At 70.4% G+C, this 19,867-nt stretch carries 17 protein-coding genes; 6 read left to right on the forward strand and 11 right to left on the reverse strand.

From position 1 onward, the window contains the following. Positions 1-25: 25 nt before the first annotated feature. The gene (locus CcI49_RS20715) at positions 26-1,663 is read right to left on the reverse strand and encodes a serine/threonine-protein kinase (RefSeq protein ID WP_076828760.1); all 1,638 of its coding nucleotides are present in this window, start codon (positions 1,661-1,663) and stop codon (positions 26-28) included. Positions 1,664-2,036: 373 nt separating this feature from the next. Here CcI49_RS20715 and CcI49_RS20720 point away from each other — a divergent pair, with 373 nt between their 5' ends. From CcI49_RS20720 to CcI49_RS20725, 3 genes are all read left to right on the forward strand, one after another. Then, positions 2,037-3,197 (forward strand): hypothetical protein, encoded by a 1,161-nt coding sequence (locus CcI49_RS20720; protein WP_076828762.1) that lies wholly within the window; start codon positions 2,037-2,039, stop codon positions 3,195-3,197. Between the two features lie 190 nt (positions 3,198-3,387). Beyond that, positions 3,388-3,558 carry a putative RiPP precursor gene (locus tag CcI49_RS40690; protein WP_116437458.1) on the forward strand — a complete coding sequence of 57 codons (171 nt, stop codon included), beginning with the start codon at positions 3,388-3,390 and terminating at the stop codon, positions 3,556-3,558. A gap of 502 nt (positions 3,559-4,060) precedes the next feature. Continuing rightward, on the forward strand, positions 4,061-5,164 hold the full coding sequence (locus tag CcI49_RS20725; RefSeq protein ID WP_076828764.1) for an adenylate/guanylate cyclase domain-containing protein: 1,104 nt from the start codon (positions 4,061-4,063) through the stop codon (positions 5,162-5,164). A gap of 7 nt (positions 5,165-5,171) precedes the next feature. Here the strand turns inward: CcI49_RS20725 and CcI49_RS20730 are convergent, their stop codons facing one another. The 10 genes from CcI49_RS20730 to CcI49_RS20775 all read right to left on the reverse strand — a co-directional run bounded on the left by CcI49_RS20730 (position 5,172) and on the right by CcI49_RS20775 (position 15,671). Then, on the reverse strand, positions 5,172-5,597 hold the full coding sequence (locus tag CcI49_RS20730; RefSeq protein WP_054569072.1) for a DUF3307 domain-containing protein: 426 nt from the start codon (positions 5,595-5,597) through the stop codon (positions 5,172-5,174). Positions 5,598-5,845: 248 nt separating this feature from the next. Beyond that, on the reverse strand, positions 5,846-6,313 hold the full coding sequence (locus CcI49_RS20735) for a hypothetical protein (protein WP_054569071.1): 468 nt from the start codon (positions 6,311-6,313) through the stop codon (positions 5,846-5,848). A gap of 221 nt (positions 6,314-6,534) precedes the next feature. Beyond that, on the reverse strand, positions 6,535-7,434 hold the full coding sequence (locus CcI49_RS20740) for a hypothetical protein (RefSeq protein ID WP_131831148.1): 900 nt from the start codon (positions 7,432-7,434) through the stop codon (positions 6,535-6,537). Beyond that, positions 7,431-7,883 (reverse strand): hypothetical protein, encoded by a 453-nt coding sequence (locus tag CcI49_RS20745; RefSeq protein WP_076828830.1) that lies wholly within the window; start codon positions 7,881-7,883, stop codon positions 7,431-7,433. The genes CcI49_RS20740 and CcI49_RS20745 overlap by 4 nt, the downstream gene beginning before the upstream one ends. A 52-nt stretch (positions 7,884-7,935) precedes the next feature. Beyond that, entirely contained in the window at positions 7,936-8,529 is a 594-nt protein-coding gene (locus CcI49_RS20750) for an ATP/GTP-binding protein (RefSeq protein WP_006545326.1), read from the reverse strand. Further along, positions 8,510-8,902, reverse strand: a complete 393-nt coding sequence (locus CcI49_RS20755; RefSeq protein WP_006545325.1) for a DUF742 domain-containing protein — start codon at positions 8,900-8,902, stop codon at positions 8,510-8,512. The genes CcI49_RS20750 and CcI49_RS20755 overlap by 20 nt, the downstream gene beginning before the upstream one ends. 41 nt (positions 8,903-8,943) lie before the next feature. Beyond that, positions 8,944-9,354 carry a roadblock/LC7 domain-containing protein gene (locus tag CcI49_RS20760; protein ID WP_006545324.1) on the reverse strand — a complete coding sequence of 137 codons (411 nt, stop codon included), beginning with the start codon at positions 9,352-9,354 and terminating at the stop codon, positions 8,944-8,946. A gap of 3 nt (positions 9,355-9,357) precedes the next feature. After that, positions 9,358-12,438, reverse strand: a complete 3,081-nt coding sequence (locus CcI49_RS44200; protein WP_076828766.1) for a nitrate- and nitrite sensing domain-containing protein — start codon at positions 12,436-12,438, stop codon at positions 9,358-9,360. Positions 12,439-12,695: 257 nt separating this feature from the next. Beyond that, complete coding sequence (locus CcI49_RS20770; protein WP_235498205.1) at positions 12,696-13,793, reverse strand: LuxR family transcriptional regulator; 1,098 nt, start codon at positions 13,791-13,793, stop codon at positions 12,696-12,698. 627 nt (positions 13,794-14,420) lie between these two features. Beyond that, positions 14,421-15,671 (reverse strand): sensor domain-containing protein, encoded by a 1,251-nt coding sequence (locus tag CcI49_RS20775; RefSeq protein ID WP_083473615.1) that lies wholly within the window; start codon positions 15,669-15,671, stop codon positions 14,421-14,423. A 1,812-nt stretch (positions 15,672-17,483) separates the two neighbouring features. Between CcI49_RS20775 and CcI49_RS20780 the strand changes: the two genes are divergently transcribed. Genes CcI49_RS20780 through CcI49_RS20790 form a run of 3 tightly spaced genes read left to right on the forward strand, consistent with a single transcriptional unit; the run spans position 17,484 to position 19,848 of the window. Then, positions 17,484-17,765 carry a hypothetical protein gene (locus tag CcI49_RS20780; protein WP_054569067.1) on the forward strand — a complete coding sequence of 94 codons (282 nt, stop codon included), beginning with the start codon at positions 17,484-17,486 and terminating at the stop codon, positions 17,763-17,765. Next, on the forward strand, positions 17,762-19,084 hold the full coding sequence (locus CcI49_RS20785; protein ID WP_076828769.1) for a glycosyltransferase family 2 protein: 1,323 nt from the start codon (positions 17,762-17,764) through the stop codon (positions 19,082-19,084). The genes CcI49_RS20780 and CcI49_RS20785 overlap by 4 nt, the downstream gene beginning before the upstream one ends. Further along, positions 19,081-19,848 carry a family 16 glycoside hydrolase gene (locus tag CcI49_RS20790; RefSeq protein ID WP_241840167.1) on the forward strand — a complete coding sequence of 256 codons (768 nt, stop codon included), beginning with the start codon at positions 19,081-19,083 and terminating at the stop codon, positions 19,846-19,848. Before CcI49_RS20785 ends, CcI49_RS20790 begins: the two co-directional genes overlap by 4 nt. Positions 19,849-19,867 lie beyond the last annotated feature (19 nt).

A 19,867-nucleotide genomic window follows, 5' to 3' on the forward strand; every position in this document is an offset into this window, starting at 1 on the left:
CGCGAACCGAGTGAACCCGCCGCGCTCAGGACTGCACGGAGACCCTGAAGGCGCAGCCGGCCTCGGCGAGGTAAACCTTGTCAGGACCGCCCGCGTTGAGCACGACCGGGCCGTCGCCCTTGTGCGCCGTGACGAAGTCGAGCGACCGACCGTCGATCGCACGCAGCGTGAGTTCGCAGTCCGTCGCGTCGCCGAAGTCGATCGGGTCGACCGAGATCCTCCCCGACGTGTCGAACACGGAGGTGTCCCCGCTGTAGGCCATCTGGACGAAGGGGAGCCCGGTTTTGGCCGGGCTCTCGTCGGCGCTCACCAGGCAGCCGTCATTGTTGACGGTCCAGTGGAACACGCCGGTGTCCGCGACCTGGTAGGCCTTCCGGCTGTAGACCCCCTCGAACAGCTGGACCACGGCACCATCCGCGTCCAGCACCGTCACCGTGCAGCCTGTGTCGTCATTCCCCTCGATCTGGTCGTCGATGGTGATGCGCCATGGCTCGCCGGCTGTGAACTCGGCGGATTCGGCGGAATCGGCGGGTTCGGCGGACTCGGCGGGCGACCCGGTGTCGTCCTTCTGAGTCAGGACGAGGCCGATGATCCCACCCACCGCGGCGATCAGCAGCACGGCCAGGACCGCGACGAGCCGGCGCGCACCGCTGGGTCCGCTGGGTCCGCTGGGTCCGCTGGGTCCGGTTGCGGGCGGAGCGGCCGGCGGCACGCTCTCCCGTGCGGGCTGATCCGCCGAAGGCTGATCCGTCCAGGTCGCACGCACCGGGGTTGACGGTGGGGTGTCCGCCAGGTTGGCTCCGAGAACCCGGGTCACCGGGAAGGCGGCGTCGCTGGGCACCAGCCCCACCAGAGCTTCATAAAGATCCACGGCGGTCGGCCGGCTCGCCGGATCACGAATCATCGCGGTCGTCACCAGATCACGCAGCGCAGGTGCGATCAGCTCGCGGTCGACCACGGGCTCCGCGACGGCGACCCTGGCCAGCACAACCTCCGGGCTGCCGGTGCCGAACGGCGCCTTTCCGCTCGCGGCGTAGCAGAGCAGCGCGCCCCAGGCGAAGATATCCGCGGCGGCCGTGACCTCCTGGCCGGATATCTGCTCCGGCGAGTGCCATCCAGGGGTGCCGACGAAATGACCGGTCGACGTCAGGGCGACCGTGTCGGTCACGGCCGCGATGCCGAAGTCGATTACTTTCGGCCCGCTGGGCGTCCACAGCACGTTCGACGGCTTGAGGTCGCGGTGAACCAGACCCGTCGTGTGAATCGAGAGCAGCGCCTCGGCGAGCCCCGCGGCCAGGACCAGCTGCGCGTCCGCGGCGAGCGGGCCGTCCGCCCGCACCTGCTCGGCCAGGTTGGGAGCGTCGAAGAACTCTGTCGCGAGCCACGGGCGGTCGGCGGTGAGCTCGAAGTCGACCAGCCGGGCCGTACGTGCGCCCCCCACCCGGAAACAGGCCTGGACCTCGCGCTGGAAGCGGCGGCGGAAATCCGCGTCATCGGCCAGCTCCGCACGGACGAGTTTGACCGCCACCCGCCCGAACGGACCTTCAGCGAGATAGACGACACCCATGCCACCGGCGCCGAGCCGGCCCAGAACCCGGTGCCGCCCAAGCACTTCGGGGTCGCCAGGCCGAGGCTCCTGAACGAGAACACCGGTCTCGGTCATCGTCGGTGGCGCTCCTCAGAGGTCCGGGCTACGACTTATGGGGTCACGCGGCGCGCATACTCCACGCAGGCTGAATATGCCACGTGTGGGACACCGCCGGACAGCCAGCCGGTGCGGCAGGCGGCCGCGCCACGAGTCGTACCCGGTCGGTCTCGCCGCGCTTCGGAGAAGCGTCGATTGCCGCGGATTCACCGCGACCGGTCACACGACAGGTAATAGGCACCCGGCAGCGACCGCCGGGACCCAACCCGGCATTGACATCTGTCGCGAGACGGATGTTCCTGTCCACCAACGGTTCCGCGGCGGCGGCCACTTCTCCATCCGGGATGTGACGGGCTGCGCTCCGGGCGGATCCTGTGTCAGGATCCGCCCGGTGACCGCCCTGGGAGACACGCTGGAGGCGATGTCCACGTCGGCCCGGCGGTGGAGCTCGCTACAGGCCGACCTGCGGGGTTGGGTCGACCACGCGGCGGTGGCGGCGGCGAGCATGGCGCAGGCCACCCGCGGTTTCCGCGTCGTGGTCTCACCACCCGGCGCGCCGGGCAACCAGCAGGCTCCTGCCGGGATGGACACGCGGCGCGGCTCGCTCCAGGCCACGCCCGAATCGCTGCGGGTCGACTGGCACGGCGACAGCGACGGCGACCTCGACAGCGACGGCGTCGTCGTGCGGGGCCTGCAGTGGCGGCGGCGTCACTGCGGCAAGGTCTACGGCTCGCGGCCCGCCGCCGCCGAATTCGGGCTGACCGCCGTGGGGATATCCGAGCTCGTCCTTGTGCGGCCCTGGCTGGTCCTGTCCGGTCTGGACCTGGCGGCCCCGCGGCCTGATGCGCAGGAACGGGACGGACGGACGGCGACCTGGGTACGCGGGGTTCCGCGCGACCAGAATTTCGCCCCCCGCCTGCACAACCTGCCGGAAGGCGACTCCTACGACCTGGTCGTGGACGATGCCACCGGCGTGCTGCTGGAGCTGACCRCCTGGTCCGGCGAGCGGAAGACCGAGCAGCTGAGCCTGCGCGCCCCGCGGTTCGACGCGCCGATCGACCCGCGTCGCTTCGATCTGGGCTCAGTCGGCGCCGTCGCCGAATCCGAGCGCCTCGGCGGCCAGGCCCGACCGCTTGCCGCGCTGGCCCGCGAGGTGGATTTCACGGTGCTCGCCCCCCGCGACCTGACCTACGCGGGTGTTCTGGAGAACGACGAGGACGGGCCAGCGATAGTCGCGCATTCCTACGGAGGACGTCTCCCGATCAGCCGGGTGTGGTTTGTCCAGTCCCGGGGCGCGCGGATGGCGGACCCCGCCGAATGGAAGCCGATCGCACTGGCGGACGGCACGCCGGCACGCTGGTGGTCCCCTGCCGACGACCCCGATCAGGGCCATGTGCGCTTTGAACGGGCCGGCACCCAGATCTGGGTCCTGGGTCATGGGCGGCGTGAGATCCACGATCTGGCCATCAGCCTCGCGCCGGTCTCGTGGCCGGAGAGCGAGCCTCTTCCATCGTCGACCCAGGCCTGCGGCGGCCCTGGCCACGAGCCGTGAGAGGGAAACGGTTCAGCGATGAACCCTTTCTGAACCACTGGTGAAGGCGGCCGAGCGACGATGAGAGGTGGTCGGTTGAGCGCCCTGACCCTGGTGGGCGCGCCCGACCGCACCGGCAGGGCTGGCGGGCGTGCGGCCGATCAGCGGAAGGAGGATCACTCCTACGCGGACTCGGGATGAGGAAGCGGCGATGAAGGACAGGTACGCGGCACCGTCGATACGGGCACAGGGTTACTTCCGAGACGTCACCGGAACGTTCTTCTGGGGCTGGCGCCACGGCTGGGGCTGGGGCGGCTGGGGCTGGCGCCACGGCTGGGGCGGCTGGGGCGGCTGGGGTCGGCACGGCGGTTGGGGCTGGTAGACACCAGCAGGGACCGAAGCCGCCGAGATCACGGTTGCCTGCCTTCCAGGAGCGTCATCCAGAGCTCATGAACCGAGGGCCTGTGGTTCGCTTTGAGAACCACAGGCCCTCGTCTCGTTCTCCCCGCCCTCCCAGAAAATGGACATACCCGGCAGCAACCCGGAATAACGGCATATGCGGCCGGTCGCCGTGGCACGCATACGGGCCGATTCGCGCGGACCGGGGTCACCCGATCACCCGGACTGGACGACCACGAGAACGGTCCTGACGCTGACCAGGGGAAGGGCCTGCGGCCCGGTGCGGGTCCCGGCCGAAGTGGGCTAGCACAGTTTGCACCGGACCGCGGGCGCACCGCGGCCGGTTACGTAGGCCAGGGTGGATACCCCGTGAAGCCCCGCGGGTTCTCCCTCGAATCCGCCATGGCTGGCCGTTGCACGCCGCTATGATTCCGGCCGTGCCCGCGGCGGCGGCGGGTCTCGGGAAGGCAGGCGGCATAGTGAGAATGGAAACCACGACCGTGCTGGTCGTGGATCTGGTGGGCTCCACCCGGGCCATGGCCTCCGTTCCACGGGTTCGTATGACCGAAATGATGACCGAGGCGGTCCTGCCGATTCGGAGGATCGTGGAGGAGCTCGGCGGCGAGATCATCAAGTTCACCGGTGACGGATATCTGACAGCTTTCCGCTCCGCCACCGATTCGCTGCACGCGGCGGCACAGATCGTCAACCTGTTCATTTCCGGCCCGCGTCTGCCGATCGGCGACTGGGTGGAGGGCTGCCGGGTCGCGATCCACACCTGCGACACGATCAGATTCGAGAACGACCTGCTGGGCGAGGGCGTCGTCGTGCCCGCGCGGATGGAGAAGCACGTACCCACGAACGAGGTGTACGTGACGTCGACCACGCGGGACGCGGCCAAGTCGGCGGAGTTCGGCTTCGACCTCGTCGGGGAACTGGCTCTCAACGGGATTCCCCGGCCGGTGCAGGTGCACCGCCTCCTCGCGGACCGCTACCGCGGCATAGAGCGCAACGCGTTCCTCACCGTCACCGACCTGGTCGGCCTGAACGCCCTCGCCGCCCGTGTGTCCCTGACCACGCTGAACGAACGGCTCCATCGTTGGGTCGAGCTTCACCATGAGGCGCTGGGCACGACCCACGGCCGGCTGCGTTCCGTCGCCGGCGACAACATCCTCGCGACCCACGACAACGCGGACGACGCCGCGGCCTTTCTCATCGCACTCGACCGGCTCTCCCGCCTACCGGCAGATCCGCCGACCACGGCGCGGACCAACCAACCTGACGAGGCCGACCAACCTGACGATGCCGACGGGGCCGACGAGGCCGGACAGCCGCCGTTCGCCTTCAGCGCCGTCATCGCGCACGGCGATCTGTTCGTTCCGGATTTCGGGCTGGCCGGGCCGCTGGTGAGCAGTACCTGCCGCACACTGCAGGCGCTCTCCCCAGGCACGAAAATCGTGACCTCGGCGGTGCTGCAGCGCCTCACCTGCGGCCAGGCGGCTTTCGGCCAGGTCATGCCCCCGGCGCCGGGCGACGGGGTCGTCGGGGAATACCATCTCTTCATCGGCGCCAAAGGCCGGGATTCCTGAAATCGGCTCAGCTCAGCGCGGACACCAGCAGCGCTCCGACGAACAGGCAGCCGATATGCAGCGACTGGTCAGCGAGGTAGATTCCGTTCACGCCACTGCTGGTGCTCTTGGCGAAAAGGGGTGACCGCCCTCGCTGGAGCAGCACGCGTACCGGCCACCGGCGGTCGATGAATCCATGCGTGAGGACGGACCAGATCAGCGCCACCACGATGCCCGCCGGCCGCAGCGGGACGTCGATCACGACGAGCCCGAGCAGCGCGGCGCAGATACACAGGTGATAGTTGAACAGATGGCCGATCATCGCCCGGGCGGCGGCCCAGCCGGATCCGTGCTTGCGGGCTGCCTGCCAGTCGGTCTGCGCGACGTGGTCACCAAGGTGATGACCGACAAATAACGCGATGAACACCGCGGAGAACAGAGCGGCGTGATTCATGAATTTTCCCCCTCCCACCGAAGATCACAGTAGGGGAGGAAAGCGCATCAATCCGGGAGTTCGGCGGACCGGGGCTCCTGGGTGTTGTGACTGTCTGGCATCGCGGGCACCTGAGGCCCGACCGACCGCTCTGGTCGACCGATCCGGTTGACGCGTCCGGCCGGATCGGCGGGTCTCGCCGTTGGGTCGGATGCGGCCGGTCGGGCTGCTCGTCGCGGCCAGTGCGGCCGCCGGGTGCGTGGTGCCGCTTAGAAGGTGCGCGTTCCGGTGGAGCTGACCGGGCCGGAGAACAGGACGTTGCCGTTCAGGTCGTAGGCAGTGGCCGTCCCGGTGGAGGTGTACGTGTTCCACGCGGTGAAGGTGGCCGAGTGCTTGATGTCGATGGTGCCGATCACCACGCCGCCGGGGCCGGGCAGGGTCCGGACGAACCCGTAGGTGAAGGTGCGCGGGCCAGTGGACTTCCAGCTGCCCGTGAAGTCGCCGGTGGGTGTGGAGACCTCGAACTTGCCGTTCAGGTAGAAGTGCGACTCAACCGACTCGGTCGCGCCGAGGGCCGTGGTGGCGGTGCCCGACCAGCAGCCGACCGGCAGGTAGTACACCGAAGCGGACGCCCCAGCCACCGGCGCCGCGCCGACCGTCAGGGCGAGCATGCTCGCCAGCGCCGCGAGGATCAGCGTCGCGCGCGCGGAAGCGCGGCGGACGGACGATCTCAACATTCATGTGCTCCTTTGTTGCCGTCAGCATCGAGGCGCCTGAACACCCGGACCTGGCGCGAAGATGTCGGGGGCTTTCAGACGTGCACGCTCAGGCGGCGCCATGCACGCGTTCGCACCCCGCGACAGATGTGGGACTCCAGCCCCCCGTCCGTGGTGTTGGGGGTTCGTGTCGGCCTGTGCGGGCACGAACCCCCGACTCCACGGCTGGCAGGACCCGCCTGTCAGCGGCGCGGCGACGACAGCGACGTAACGTGTGCGGGAAAGAGAATGAAACCGGACATATCGCCGTCCGCACTGAACGCGTCGAACCACTCCCCCGTAGGCGGAGCGACGACCCGCCAGTCGCCATCGGCCCAGTTCACCTCGACCCGCATCGTCACCGAGACGACGTCATCGCCGCCCCCGAACCGGGTGAGAACATACCGTACCGTCGCGTTCCCTGATGAATAGCTCTCAAGCTTCCATCCGGTGATCTCAATTTGCTCATAGGTGCGGCGGGTAAGATTGCCGACCGCTCGCCCGGTCGACCCGTGATCCTCTTTACGGTCGGAGTCGTTCACCTGGTTGCCCCGCCGACGCGGATCGGTTCCTGAACCGGACTCGGCCGCCGGCCAGTGACCGGAACCCCTCCTGGGCTCATCCATGGAACATTCACGCAGGTCAGCGCCCTGTTGCTGGGTGGCGATCCGCCGACAGGTGGTGATCACGCCGTCCATGCCTATGACCTGGAAGGCGATGTTCACAGCGCCGATGACCGCGCCGAGCGGAGAACGCGCAAATCCCGCCACGCCGTTCTCGTCCATCACCCACGGACCGGCCGACGGACTTCGCGGCAGTCTTATTCGCCCCACTTGACCCGATCCGTCCGCCGCCGTGTCGGTACTACCGGGGCGCCGACTGCCGGCGGGTTCACTGAAGGTGGTGGTGATTGCGGCGGGAATCATGCCGGTTCCGCATTCCTGGCCGGTTCCTGCCAACGGGTGGCCGGTTTCTGCCAGCGGGTCGTAGAAGTCGACGTCGGCCAGGCTGATGTCCCGCGTTCGGGCCCAGATCCGGAGCAGCACCCAGACCGTCACGCCGAACACCGTCCCGGCCTCGGCCGTCAACAGCAGCAGAGTCACGCGCATTCTCCGGGAACAGGCCCGTCCACCGGCACCATCCGCTGGTAGCCGGCCGCGAACGGCGTCGGCGGCCGATCGGCGAGGTCGGCAAGGTCGGCGAGCTCGGGATGCCGGTCCGGGCCGGCCGCGAACGGCGCCGCCGGCAGATCGGCCAGCTCGGGATGCCGGTCCGAGCCGGCCGCCATCCGGGCCGCGGCCAGCAGCGCCCGAGCCACCTGGGCCCATTCGCTGCAGTCACCGCCGATCGCGCCGCGGATCGTCTCCAGGCTGTGCAGCTCGTGGGAGAGCCCGCCGGCTACATAGGCCGGCATGCGCACCATGACCGCGGGGCGCCGGCTGTTCGGCGGGTCCTCGACCTCGATCTGGTCCTCCCAGYCGACATAGACCTCCATCTCGATTCCGGGCACTCGGCCACGCGGCCGGGGCAGGTCGAGGTTGTGGCTTGACATCACGGCCTCCTGAGATCCCCCCGAGCTGATCGTCACCGCCGAGCCCGGCCGGTCACGGACCATCCAGTGGTTCTCCGGTAAGGGCAAGTTCCAGGGCATGGCGCACGAGATGGACGAGCGTCGTCTGCGCGCTGTCCGGGCGCCGGGCGTCGCAGTACATCACCGGCCGGTGCGGAGCGAGGTCGGCGGCATCACGGACCATCGGGAGCGGGTATTCATGGGAGTTCGCCTCGAAGCGGTTGACCGCGACCAGGAACGGCACCTGGCGGTTCTCGAAGAAGTCGATGGCGGGGAACGAGTCGGCCATGCGGCGGGTGTCGACCAGCACCACCGCGCCGATCGCGCCCCGGACGAGCTCGTCCCACATGAACCAGAACCGGTCCTGGCCGGGAGTACCGAACAGATACAGGATGATGTTGTTGCTGAGCGTGAGGCGACCGAAGTCCATGGCCACGGTGGTGGTCGTCTTCCTGTTCACCGCGCTGGTGTCGTCGACGCCGACGCTGGCGCTGGTCATCGCCGCCTCGGTGGTGAGCGGCTCGATCTCGCTCACCGACCCGACGAACGTCGTCTTGCCAACTCCGAAGCCACCGGCGACGAGCACCTTCACCGCGGTGGGTGCGCGTCTAGAGAGTGGTGAGACCATGCAGAACCCTCCGTAGGAGCTCCGGGCTGGGTCGATCAGGATGTTCGGGGCGGTGGACGGAGACCATTCCGCCCCGCGCCATGTCGTCGATGAGTACCCGCACCACCATCAACGGCAGTTTCAGACGGGCGGAGATCTCGGCGATCGAGTGAATTCGCATGCACAGGATCGCGATGTCGTGTTCCTCGGGCGCGAGCCGGCCGCGCCGCCGGATCGCCGCCATGCCGCCGTCGGTGGTCGCGACGAGCGCGACGAGCTCCAGCGGCACCGCCGGCGTCGTGCGTCCTCGGGTCACCGCGTAGGGGCGGACGAACGCCTCTGCGTCGTCCCAGTGCTCGCCCGGTGCCGGCGACCCGGACCAGTCCTCGGGCACCGTCTACCTCCCTCCCCCGCTTGCACGCGGTCCAGGTCGACTCAGGACGGCAGGGCCGCCCGCATCTGGCTGCGAAGCTCCGGGGTCAGGAACCGGCCGGCCCTGCTGACCAGGTGCGCCATCTCGTAGGCGATCTGGCCGACGTCGGCGTCGGCGGTGCTGGAGACGGCGAGGCAGGCGCTGTGGCCGACAGCGGTGATGAACAGGTAGCCGTTCTCCATGTCGACCATCGTCTTGTTGACCTGGCCCCAGCCGTGCTGGCGAGCGGCACCGCGGGCCAGTGCGTCGAAGCCGGACGCGACCGCGGCGAGCTGGTCGGCCGCCGTGCGTTCGATCCCGCTCGACGTGGCGAGCAGCAGTCCGTCCGCGGACAGGACAACCGCGCACAGGATGTCGGGAACGGTCTCGCGCAGGCGATCGAGCAGAAAGGAGAGGTCGGGCTGTCGGTGCATCGCTTATCTCCCGTCGAGGTCGTCGGCGTCACGCATTCCGCGTTCGAATGCGCTGGTGAAGCCCTGGGCGAGCGCGCGGGCGGCCTCGGGGTCGGGCGGGCGGGCGGTGCGGCGGGCCGGCTGCTCCACATCGGGTTCGGAGCGCAGGCTCTCGGCGAGATGGGCCCCGCGGCGGCGGCGCGGCAGATCCTCAAGCCGTGGATGGCCCCCGGTGCCGCCCGCACCGCCCGTGCCGCCCGGCACGGTCGCGGCCGCGCCGTCGCTGCCCCGCAGCGGTCCGAACAGGGGGTCGAAGACGCCGCTGTCGGCCAGGTCCATGGCGCTGTGGGCAGCCAAGCCGGGCGGACGTCCTTCGCTGCCGCGACGCGAGGACGGGTCCAGGTCCGGATCCAGGCGCACCGGCCGGACGTCGTCCGGTGGCACCCTCGAACCGCTGTATCCGCTGTACTCGCCGTACCCGCCGCGCCGGCCGCCGCCGCCACTGCCGCCACTGCCGCCGCTGCTGCCACCGCCGTCTTGGCCGCTGTAACCGCCCGGCCTGCCGTTTCCGTCGTGCCTGCCGTATCCGTCCTGGCCGCCATACCCGCCACTGCCGCCATACCCGCTACTACCGCCGTGCCCGCCCGGTCCCCCGGAGCCCAGCGGTGCGCCGGCCCCCGCCGCGAGCGGGTCGAAACCGGGCGCCGCACCGGACCGGGCGGCCGCACCGGAACCGGCCGAGCCCCGAGCGCCCTCGGCGAAGTCGCGGGTGCCGTACATGCCTGCCTCGCCGGCCCCGTTGGCCCCGTGATCGCTGTGAGCGGCGTGCGCCCCGTGGGTCGCCTCGGTGAACCCGCCGAGGCGCACGTCCGCCCCGAACCCGTCGGGACGTCCATAGCCGTCGCCGTGCCCGTTGTCACCGCCCCGGCCCACGCGGACGGTGTCCCCGGAGCGGCTCGAACGGCCGTCCGCGTCGCCGGTCAGATCGACACCGATGCCGCTGCCGGCCCGCGCGCCGACCGGGTGGGGCGCCGTTCCCGTCCCGACGGGCAGGGCGAACTCCTCGGTGGGCGCATGCCGGCCGCCACCGGTGCCGCGATCCCCACCGGGACCGCCCCCAGGGCCCAGCTCCGGCCTGCGCCGCCCCGGATCGTCGGGACCACCACCGGTACCACCGGTGTTACCGGTGCCGCCCGCCCGGCCCGCCGGAAGCATCGCGGTCTGGTGGGCGACCTCGGTGTGGATGAGACCCGCGGGAATGATCGTGACCACGTGCACACCGCCGTAGACGCTGGGCTTGAAACGCACCGCGATCCGGTGCCGGGCGGCGAGGCGCGCGACGACGAACAGGCCGATCTGGCTGCCGTGCGTCGAGGCCTCGAACGGCGGCGGGTTCGCCATGCGGTGGTTGGTCGCGGCGTACATCTCGTCGTCGAGGCCGACCCCGCGGTCCTCGATCTCCACCGTCCAGCCCTGGCCGACCCGGCTGGCCTGCACCGTCACCGGCGTGTCGGGCGGGGAGAAGGCGGTGGCGTTCTCGATGAGCTCGGCGAGCATGTGGGTGAGGTCACCGACGGCGGAGCCGACGATCTCGACATCGGACGTCGGCAGGTGCACATGGACCCGGGTGTAGTCCTCGACCTCGCTGACCGCCGCCCGCAGCACCTGGACCAGCCGGACCGGGCCGCGGAAGGTGCGTCCCGGCTGGCCGCCGGACAGCACGATGAGGCTTTCGGCCAGCCGCCGCATTCTGGTGGCCTGGTGGTCGACGCCGAACAGCTTGGTCAGGATCTCGCCGTCCTGCTGGTCGCGCTCCAGCTCGTCGATCAGCCGGAGCTGGCGCTGGATGAGGCCCTGGGTGCGCCGCGCCAGCGTCTGCAGGATGGCGCCGACGCTGCGGCCCTCGGCGACCTCGTAGGCCGCCGTGACGGCCGACGAGTAGGTGACGTTGAAGGCGCGCGCGACGTCACCGATCTCGTCGCCGCCGGCGGTCGGGAAGGCTGCGGGCTCGGCCTCAAGGTCCACGGGCTGGCCCTGCCGTAGCTTCGAGGTGACCTCCGGCAGTCGGCGCTGGGCGACGTCGAGCGCACCGGTGCGCAGGTTACGCAGCCCGCCGACGATCCGGCTGGCGACACCGACGGACACCGCGACAGACAACGCGAGGACACCGGCCGCGAGCAGGCCGGACAGCGCGGCCTGGCGCAGCGCCGCGTCGGCCAGCGTCCCGCTGCGATGTTCCAGCTCCTCGACGACCTGCCGCTGGACCGCGCGGACCTGCTCGGACTTCGCCCCGCTCGCCGCCGCCCAGGCGCTGAAGTCGATCCGCTGGCCGTGCAGCACCTTGTCGCGCAGCTCGGTCACCGCCGCCTGGGTGGGGCCGACCAGCTTGTCGTAGAGGGCCACCTCGGCTGCGGTGGCGGACAGCCGGAACTGGGTCATCCAGGCGGTCTCCGTACCGATCGCCGACTGGACCCGGGTGACGCTGTCGGGCACCGCGGTACCGAGCACGGCCGCCGACGAGACGTACCCGTACTGCTGGCTGATCGACTCACCCACCCGGGAGATCGCGGACAGCGCGGTCGCGACCCGCACGACGTCCGTGTCCTCGCTGCCGATGCCGACCATGGCGGCGCCGACGTCCAGCCAGCCGGAGATCATCTGGTTGTAGGTGACGGTCCCTGGCCCGGGTTGCAGGGTCTGCGCGTCGACCCCGGCCCGCACGGTCGCCAGGCCCCCCATCTGGCCCTGGGCCGCGGCGACCGCGTCCCGGACCTGGTTGCGCGGGCCGGCGGGCAGCTCCGCGGCGGTCTTCGTGACGGTCGTGAGCGCCTCGTCGACGGGGCCTCGCGCGTTCGTCGAACGGACCGCGAAGTCGCGTTCCCGGTACCCGGAGCCCACCAGGCTGGAGACGGCGTACCGCTCCGTCTGCAGGGAGTACACAAGATCGTTGACGTGGATGAGGAACCGGGCCGCCGTGCGCGTCTGCTCGCTCGCCCGCTGCGCGGCGAGCTGACCGGAGACGACCCAGCCACCGAAGCCGACCAGAGCAAGCAGTGGCAGGAGCAGCACCACGGTGATCTTGTAGCGAATGGGCCAGTTCCGCACTCCGCCACCTCTCGTCGGGACGCGGGGTCCGCCGGACGTCAAGTCACCCGACGGGACCGGGGCGTGGCAGGGAGGGGACACGCCACGCCCAGCCGTCAGCGCTCTGGGTGGCTCCACGGCCGCGTGCCGAGTACATCCACCACGCCGGAGCAACTCTGAGCAGCTATCTCGATCCCGTCGGCGAGCAGGACGGTAGTCGTGGTTGACGGTTGACCGGAAGAGTAATCATGTGACGCTTAAGGGACGCCGTGTCCTGTTCATGCCATTCCAACCGTTCGACTGCCGGCGGCAGGGACCGTCGACGGGATCCCAGCGGCCGGCGGCGCGGCTGGCGGAACGGCCGAAGGAACGGCTGACGGGACGCCTGACGGGACGCCCACGGCTGGCGGGACAGCGGCGCCACCCTGCTCCGCGCCCCGGCCGCCCCTGGACAGATATCCGGACCGGGCGGCGGCGGCACCGAGCTGGAACCTGCTCAGGACGCCGAAGCGCTGGCACAGCTCGGCCACGTCACGCTTCACGGTGCGATCGGAGACCCCCAGCTCCCGGGCCGCCCGGCTGTCGTCCAGACCCATGTCGAGCAGGCGCAGCAGTGCTCGCTGGCGGCGCATCGTCGCCGGTTCGTCGACGACCACCTCCGCACTGCCGCGGACAGCGGCCGCCCGCTGGGTGCGGGTCACCATGTCGGCGACCGCCAGGACGAGCGTCGGCGCGACGACCGCGAACGCCCCGTCGTCGAGATCGTCGTCCCGCACGGGAACCAGGGCAGCGGTGGCGTCCCAGACGATCGCCCGCATCGGCAACGCGGGGGCCACATACACCTGACCGATGGGCGGCAGCCGCCGCCCGGCGTTTCGCCGCCTGGCCACCGTGACCGCACCGGGCGTCCAGACGCTGGCGATGTGCACTCCCCGGCCCGCGGCCGGGACCAGCAGATCCGGGACGTCCCCACCGAGGCCGGGCGGCGGTGGACCACTGAGCAGAAATCGGATGGACTGCGTGGACTTTCCGGTGAGCTCGGCCATTCGCGGGAAGATCTCATCGCGGGCGAGAACCTGGATGCCGGCATTCGTCCCCGCTCTGCGGCGGCCGGCGACGTAGTCCCCGAAGAGCCCCGAACGGTAGAGCTGAGCCCGTTCATCCGCCATTCGGGCTCGTTCGGCCACCAGCGCCGCCTCACGCACCGCGTGCCGTGCCTGCAACACGCGCGCCGGATCCTGAGGCTCCCACTGGTGCCCGACCTGACGGACGAGACCGGCCTCTACCAGCCGCTCCATCTCCGCCTGGACGATCGGCTCCGGCCGGCGCAGCCATTCGGCCAGCAGGTCGACCCCGCTGTAGGGGTGGCGTGCCACCGCCCGCCACACCTCGTCTGAGAATTCATCCAGTCCATCGAATCCGAGTTCGGACAGGCGCATCTACACCCCTTCCCGTCTCCTGGCGGCACCGGCAACGAACATTCCAGACACGTCCCGGAAACACTCCGCTGGATTTACCGGAAATTGCGGCACGCGCCAGACACGACACTGCACTGACGCACCGATTACGACTGGTTACGGCAAGCTATAACAGCTCCGAGGACTCTTCAATGGCTTCGCGGGAAATTGCCGGGAGATTCCCGCAACACCACAACGTGCACGCAAAGATGATCGATCATTTGCGTTGTCATGGTCTTGCATGGTGTATTCAAAGGCAGATCTGTTCCGAATCCCGCTTGCGCGACCATGGCTCCAACGGTCGCCAACGCCAGCACATCGGGGCTCAGTGGGTGGACGTCCGCCCACGTCAAAAGGTTGCGGACGGCCGCGGCGGGCCGCGTCACACAGCCCGGTCCGTGCACCGGCCGGTAACTCGATCGTTACTCGCCCGCCTTCTGGTGCCCCGGCAGTAATCACCGGCCGTCCCGGCGGCGGGCTTTTCGGGGCCCGCCGGAGCGGCCGGAAAGAGATTCGAATTCGGCCGGCCGGGGGTCGTGCGGCGGCTTATCGCCCCGACGGTTCCCGATCCCGCCAGGGCACCGTCGCCTCGACACGCGTCGGCCCACCGTCCGGGCTGTGCACGAGCAGGGTGCCATCGATCGCGCCCAGTCGTTCCGCCAGCCCCGCGAGCCCGCTCCCGGAGCCGACCCGTGCCCCGCCCCGGCCGTCGTCGGTCACCACCAGCCGCAGCCGGCCCCCGACCCGGTTCAGGTCGAGAGCCGCGGAGACCGCCTGGCTGTGCTTGCTGATGTTCGTGACCAGCTCCGCCGCGGTGAAGTAGACGATGCCCTCGATCGCCGGGGCCGGCCGCCGCGCCAACTCGACCGTGACCTGCACCGGAACGGTGCACCGCGCGCCGAGCGAGGCAACCGCCGCCGGCAGGCCGCGGTCGGTCAGGATCGCGGGGTGGATCCCGCGGGCGAGATCCCGCAGCTCGCGCAGTGCCAGCTTCACCTCGTCATGGGCCTGCTCGACCATCGTCGCCGCGGCCTCGGGGTCCTCCGCGAGCTTCTCCCGCGCCATCCCCAGCCCCATGGCGAGTGCGACCAGCCGTGCCTGCGCGCCGTCGTGCAGGTCTCGCTCGATGCGGCGCAGATCGGCGGCAGCCGTGTCGACGACGGTGCCCCGCCCCGCCTCCAGCTCCCGGATCCGGCGTTCCATCCGGTCGGACGGCGACAGCAGCGCGGAGATCATGGCCTTGTCCACGGCGCCGAGGGCCCGTGTCACCACCGGCAGCACCGGCCAGGCGACCAGAAGCAACACCAGCGTCACGACGAACGTGATGATCGCCCAGGGCAGGCGGACGAAGAAGTACAGAACATGCCGCCAGCCGACCGGATCCGCCAGCGCGGACCACAGTCGCGCCATCGAGCCGGGCGGCGGTGGCGCCGGCCGGGACGCCGCCGGGATGTGCAGCCCCAGCAGCACCCGGGCGCGCGCCCGCTCGACCGTGCCGAGCGCGCGGGTGACGACCAGCCCGATGCGGAGCAACGGCAGGCCGATGACGGTGATGGCCAGGCCCAGCGCGAGGGAGAACCACGTGACGACGAAGACGAACCCGACCAGCCCCAGCGGAAGATCCAGAAGCAGGAACAGCACGCGCCGCCAGGAACGGACGTCCAGCGCCAGGACTGGCTCCGCGGCCGCGCCGGTGCCCGCGCGCCCGGCCGCGCCGGTGCCCGCACGCTCAGCGCCGTCAGCGTGCACGCGCACACCGGCACCCGTGCCCAGGCCCACGCTCCCGCCGGCATCCACGCTTCCGCCGACACCTCTGCTCCCGCCGACACCTCTGCTCCCGCCGGTCTCCATGCTCGCGCCGGCTCCGGCGCCCGCGTCGACGGGACCGGTCACGGGCGCTCCTTTCGATCGGGCGGCACGGCGAACTCGCCCCGGGCGGGTCGACGGCGCCGCGCGCTGACCAGCGTTGCGCTGGCAGGTCCGCCGGAATGGCAGGGGGTGGCGAGCCGCGTCCGGTTCGCCCCCCGGAACGCAGAGAAGCGTGGTTCCCGGCCCTCGTCAAGAGTCGACCGATAACCGCCGGCGACACTTCACTATGGAAACACTCCGATTCAACACCCCTCGCCGTGCACCTCCCGGTGAACAGTCACGGCATCCGGGGTTCATTCCGGCGGAGCGGGCGACGTCCGCTCCGCCGTGATCCGAGATCACGGGACCACGGTTCATGGCGACCCGGCCCAGGGCGTCGCCGCGGGCGCCCACGGAGCCGGGTCGCGCGGCGACGGAATGCTCCCGATGCCCCCCGGATGCCGGGTTGGGAGCAGCCGGCGCGGCAGCCCCGCCCAACCCGGCCCGCGTGGCCACCGGCCCCGGTCACCCACGACCGGGGAATACCGATCCAGCCCGATCGCAATGCCGTTCATGCTGTGGCGCCTGAAGTTCTACCGGGCGCCGAGAGGGCTGGGCCCAGAACTGGCCAGGCGCCACCGAGGACCGACCGGGCCGACACCAGGAATACCCAGCAGAAGCACCCATCTAAAATTATCTATATTCATCAGATTTGAATCTCACGAGACCACATCGTGTCATGCGAGTGGTGCCGACAAGAAAAGTCGAGTACCTCCACCACTGCGGTCGCACAACGTGCAAGAATGAAGTCGAACACGCAAGGCACGGGGCGCCCTCCCGCCCTGATCCACTAAGGATTCAGCGAGACCGCAGGCCGTCGTCCACAGTCGACCGCCCTGCAGTCCCGGGGAGGCACGGCTCCATGGGGGGGAAGATCTGAGCAAGCAAAAGCCGACGGGCGGCAAAAATATCCCGGCGACGTCACGCCGGTCACGCCCGCAGGACCCGTCTGCGCCGCGGCGGCGCAGGTCAGAAGGGTCGCATCGCGTGGTGCGCAGGCCGCAGCCGCTCCATCGAGCCGGCCGCCTGGCGCCGCATCAGCCATCCTCGCCGCCCACACAGCCCGGCGATAACCGCCCGCCCCGGCGTTGCCTCCTGGCACGGCGATACCTCCTGCCAGAGAGCTCCGCGGGCGGGAGCCGATGTCAGGCACGGCAATCGTCATACCACGGACGAGATTATCGCGCCGAGCCACTGAATGCTGAGAGCCACCACCAGTCCAGGTCATCGGGCCGCGCATCCCTGGCGGCCACCCACACATCTTTCCGAGAACCGGGAACTGTGAGTCCTTTCCATCGTCGACTCGGGCCTGCGGCACACCTGATCATGCATCGTGAGACGGAAARGGATCAGTGAGAACCTGATCGCACGCACGGCCACCTCAGCCCAGGTCTCCGTACCGGGCTAATCCTGCCGGCAACGCACGCTGGCCGCCGTCATCCGCGACCCTGGGCCCGGCAGGTCCTTTTGCCGCGAAACCCAGGTCCGCCGGTTCCAGCCTGCTCCGCGGCAGTTGCTTCCGAGGTCTGTTCCAAGGCGCCCCGTCACGGCCTGCCGAGGAACAGCTCCGCCACGCCCATGCCATGGCTCGCCGAGCCACGGCATGGGACGCCGCTGGTCCGCGACCAACGGCCACCTCACCGCCGTGCCGCGGCCTGCCCAAACCCCGGCGCGGTGGGCCTGAACTCGCTCGGAGGATCCATGTACGTCACCCTGCCCCCAGGCGCGGCACTGGCCCGCCCGGGGCTTGGTCCCGTTCACCCGTTCCAGGCCGGAGCGGGTGACGCGGCTGTCCCGATCACCCACCAGGCGTCGACCGACCATGCGACCGCCGTGCTCGATCTGCTCTCGGGCCTGCTGACGGGCGTGGTGGGGCTGGGCTTCCTGTTGTACGCGTGCACAGGCCTGCTCGGAGTCCTGGTCGCCCTCCTGCTGCGGGTGGGTAGGCGGCCGTCCCGGCCTGGCCCCGACGCTGCCGCGTGAACCTGCTGGACCCCGACGGCGGCGGCGCCCGGCTGCTCGCCGCCGTCATGATCATCCTGGGCATGCTCTACCTCTGCGTGATGCTGGTGCTCGCCCGGGTCCATCGCGCCTGGACCGGAACGCCACCCGACGGCCTCTTCTTCGTCTTCGTGATGCCGTGCCTCAACGAGGAGGCCGTGATCGGGCCGAGCCTGGCACGGCTCCTGCAGTCCCCCGCCGCCAACCGGCGGGTCCTCGTCGTAGACGACGGCTCCGACGACCGGACGTCCCAGCTGGTGCTCGATGTGCCCGACGACAGGGTGTGGCTGCTGCGCCGCACGCCACCGCATGCCCGCAAGGGAAAGGGCGCCGCGCTCAACGCGGCGATGGGGGATCTGGCGACCCGTGCGGAGATCCTCGCCCGCGACCCCAGCGACGTGATCATCGCCGTGGTCGACGCGGACGGGCGCCTCGACCCACACACGGTGGAGGCCGTCGCCCCGTACTTCGCCGACCCCCGAACCGCCGGGGTGCAGACCGGCGTCCGCATCAACAACCGGGGCACCAGCCTGCTGGCCCGGCTGCAGGACATGGAGTTCGTCATCTACACGGATGTCTTCCAGCGCGGCCGGGGCCAGCTCGACAACGTGGGCCTCGGTGGCAACGGCCAGTTCGTCCGGCTGTCGGCCCTGCGGTCGCTGGGAGGATCCCCGTGGTCGCACAGCCTCACCGAGGATCTCGATCTCGGCGTGCGCCTGCTGCTCGCCGGCTGGCGCAACCAGTTCTGCCCGCAGGCCGACGTCCATCAGCAGGGTGTCATCCGGCTGGGCCGGCTGCTTCGGCAACGTTCCCGCTGGTTCCAGGGCCATCTGCAGTCCTGGACGCTGATGCCCAGGGTGCTGCGCCAGGCGCGGGCACGGGCCCTGCCGGACATGCTCTTCCATCTGTCCAGCCCGCTGCTGATCCTGCTGGCGTCGCTGCTGACCGCCGCCTTCGTGCTGAGCACGGTGGCGGTGCTCACGAGCTGGTTCGCCGGCGGCCCCGCGCCGGACGCGCGCTACTTCCTCGGTGCGTACCTGATGGCCGCGGGCCCGGCGTTGGTCTGCGGGCTGATCTACCGGTCACGTGAGCCGCTGACCGGTGTCGGCATGCTGCGGCTGGCCGGTTATGTGCACCTTTACATGCTGTATGCGCTGGTGTGGTTCGTGGCCGGCTGGTGGGCACTCGCCCGGGTCGTCGGTCGCCGCACCAGCTGGCACAAGACCGCCCGCACACCCGAGCCGCCCCGTGCCGACACCCGCACGCCGATGCCCGCAGCCTCGGACGGACACCGAGGGTGAGCAGTGGGCATCACCCCTACCAGCGGAATGATCGCGTTCTGGTCGGCCGGGCGGAGCGGCCAGCCAGGCACCGGCATCCTTTCCAGATCCTGCTCCTGCTGCTGCTGGGAGCCATCGCCGCGATGTCCGGGGTGTGGGCGATCATCCAGCTCAGCTCGGACGGACGCCCCACCCGCTGGCGGGACGGATCGGCGCACGGCCCCTGGCTCGCGATCTTCGACGGCTACGGGCACACGACCGCGCACGCGGCGGACGACGGCCTGGTCATCACGCTCTCCCCGCGGGCGGCGGAGGGTCCCGACCACACCCATGCCGGCCTCGTCGTCAGTGCCGAGACGTACCGCAACGTGCGCTTCTCCACGCAGATCCGCACCGTCCAGCAGCTGCGCCAGGACTCGCCGGCCCCCTGGGAGGTCGGCTGGGTGCTGTGGAACTACACCGACCCGCAGCACTTCTACGCCTTCGTGTTGAAACCGAACGGCTGGGAGCTCAGCAAGCAGGACCCCGCCTATCCCGGCGGTCAGCGGTTCCTGGCGAGCGGACCATCACCGCGCGGCACGCTGGGCAGCTGGCACACCGTCGACGTGGTCCACGCCGGGGACTCGATGGCGGTGTCGGTGGACGGCGTCCCGACCGTGCGGATGCAGGACACCGAGCGCCCGTATCTCGCCGGCTCGATCGGCCTGTACTGCGAGGACGCCGTCGTCGAGTTCCGCCGAACCGCCGCGCGCGAGCTACGGCCGCCCGACGGGCAGCCGTCCTGATTCGACCGGGTCGTCCGGC

This window comes from Frankia sp. CcI49 (assembly GCF_001983215.1).
Classification (GTDB): Bacteria; Actinomycetota; Actinomycetes; order Frankiales; family Frankiaceae; genus Parafrankia; species Parafrankia irregularis.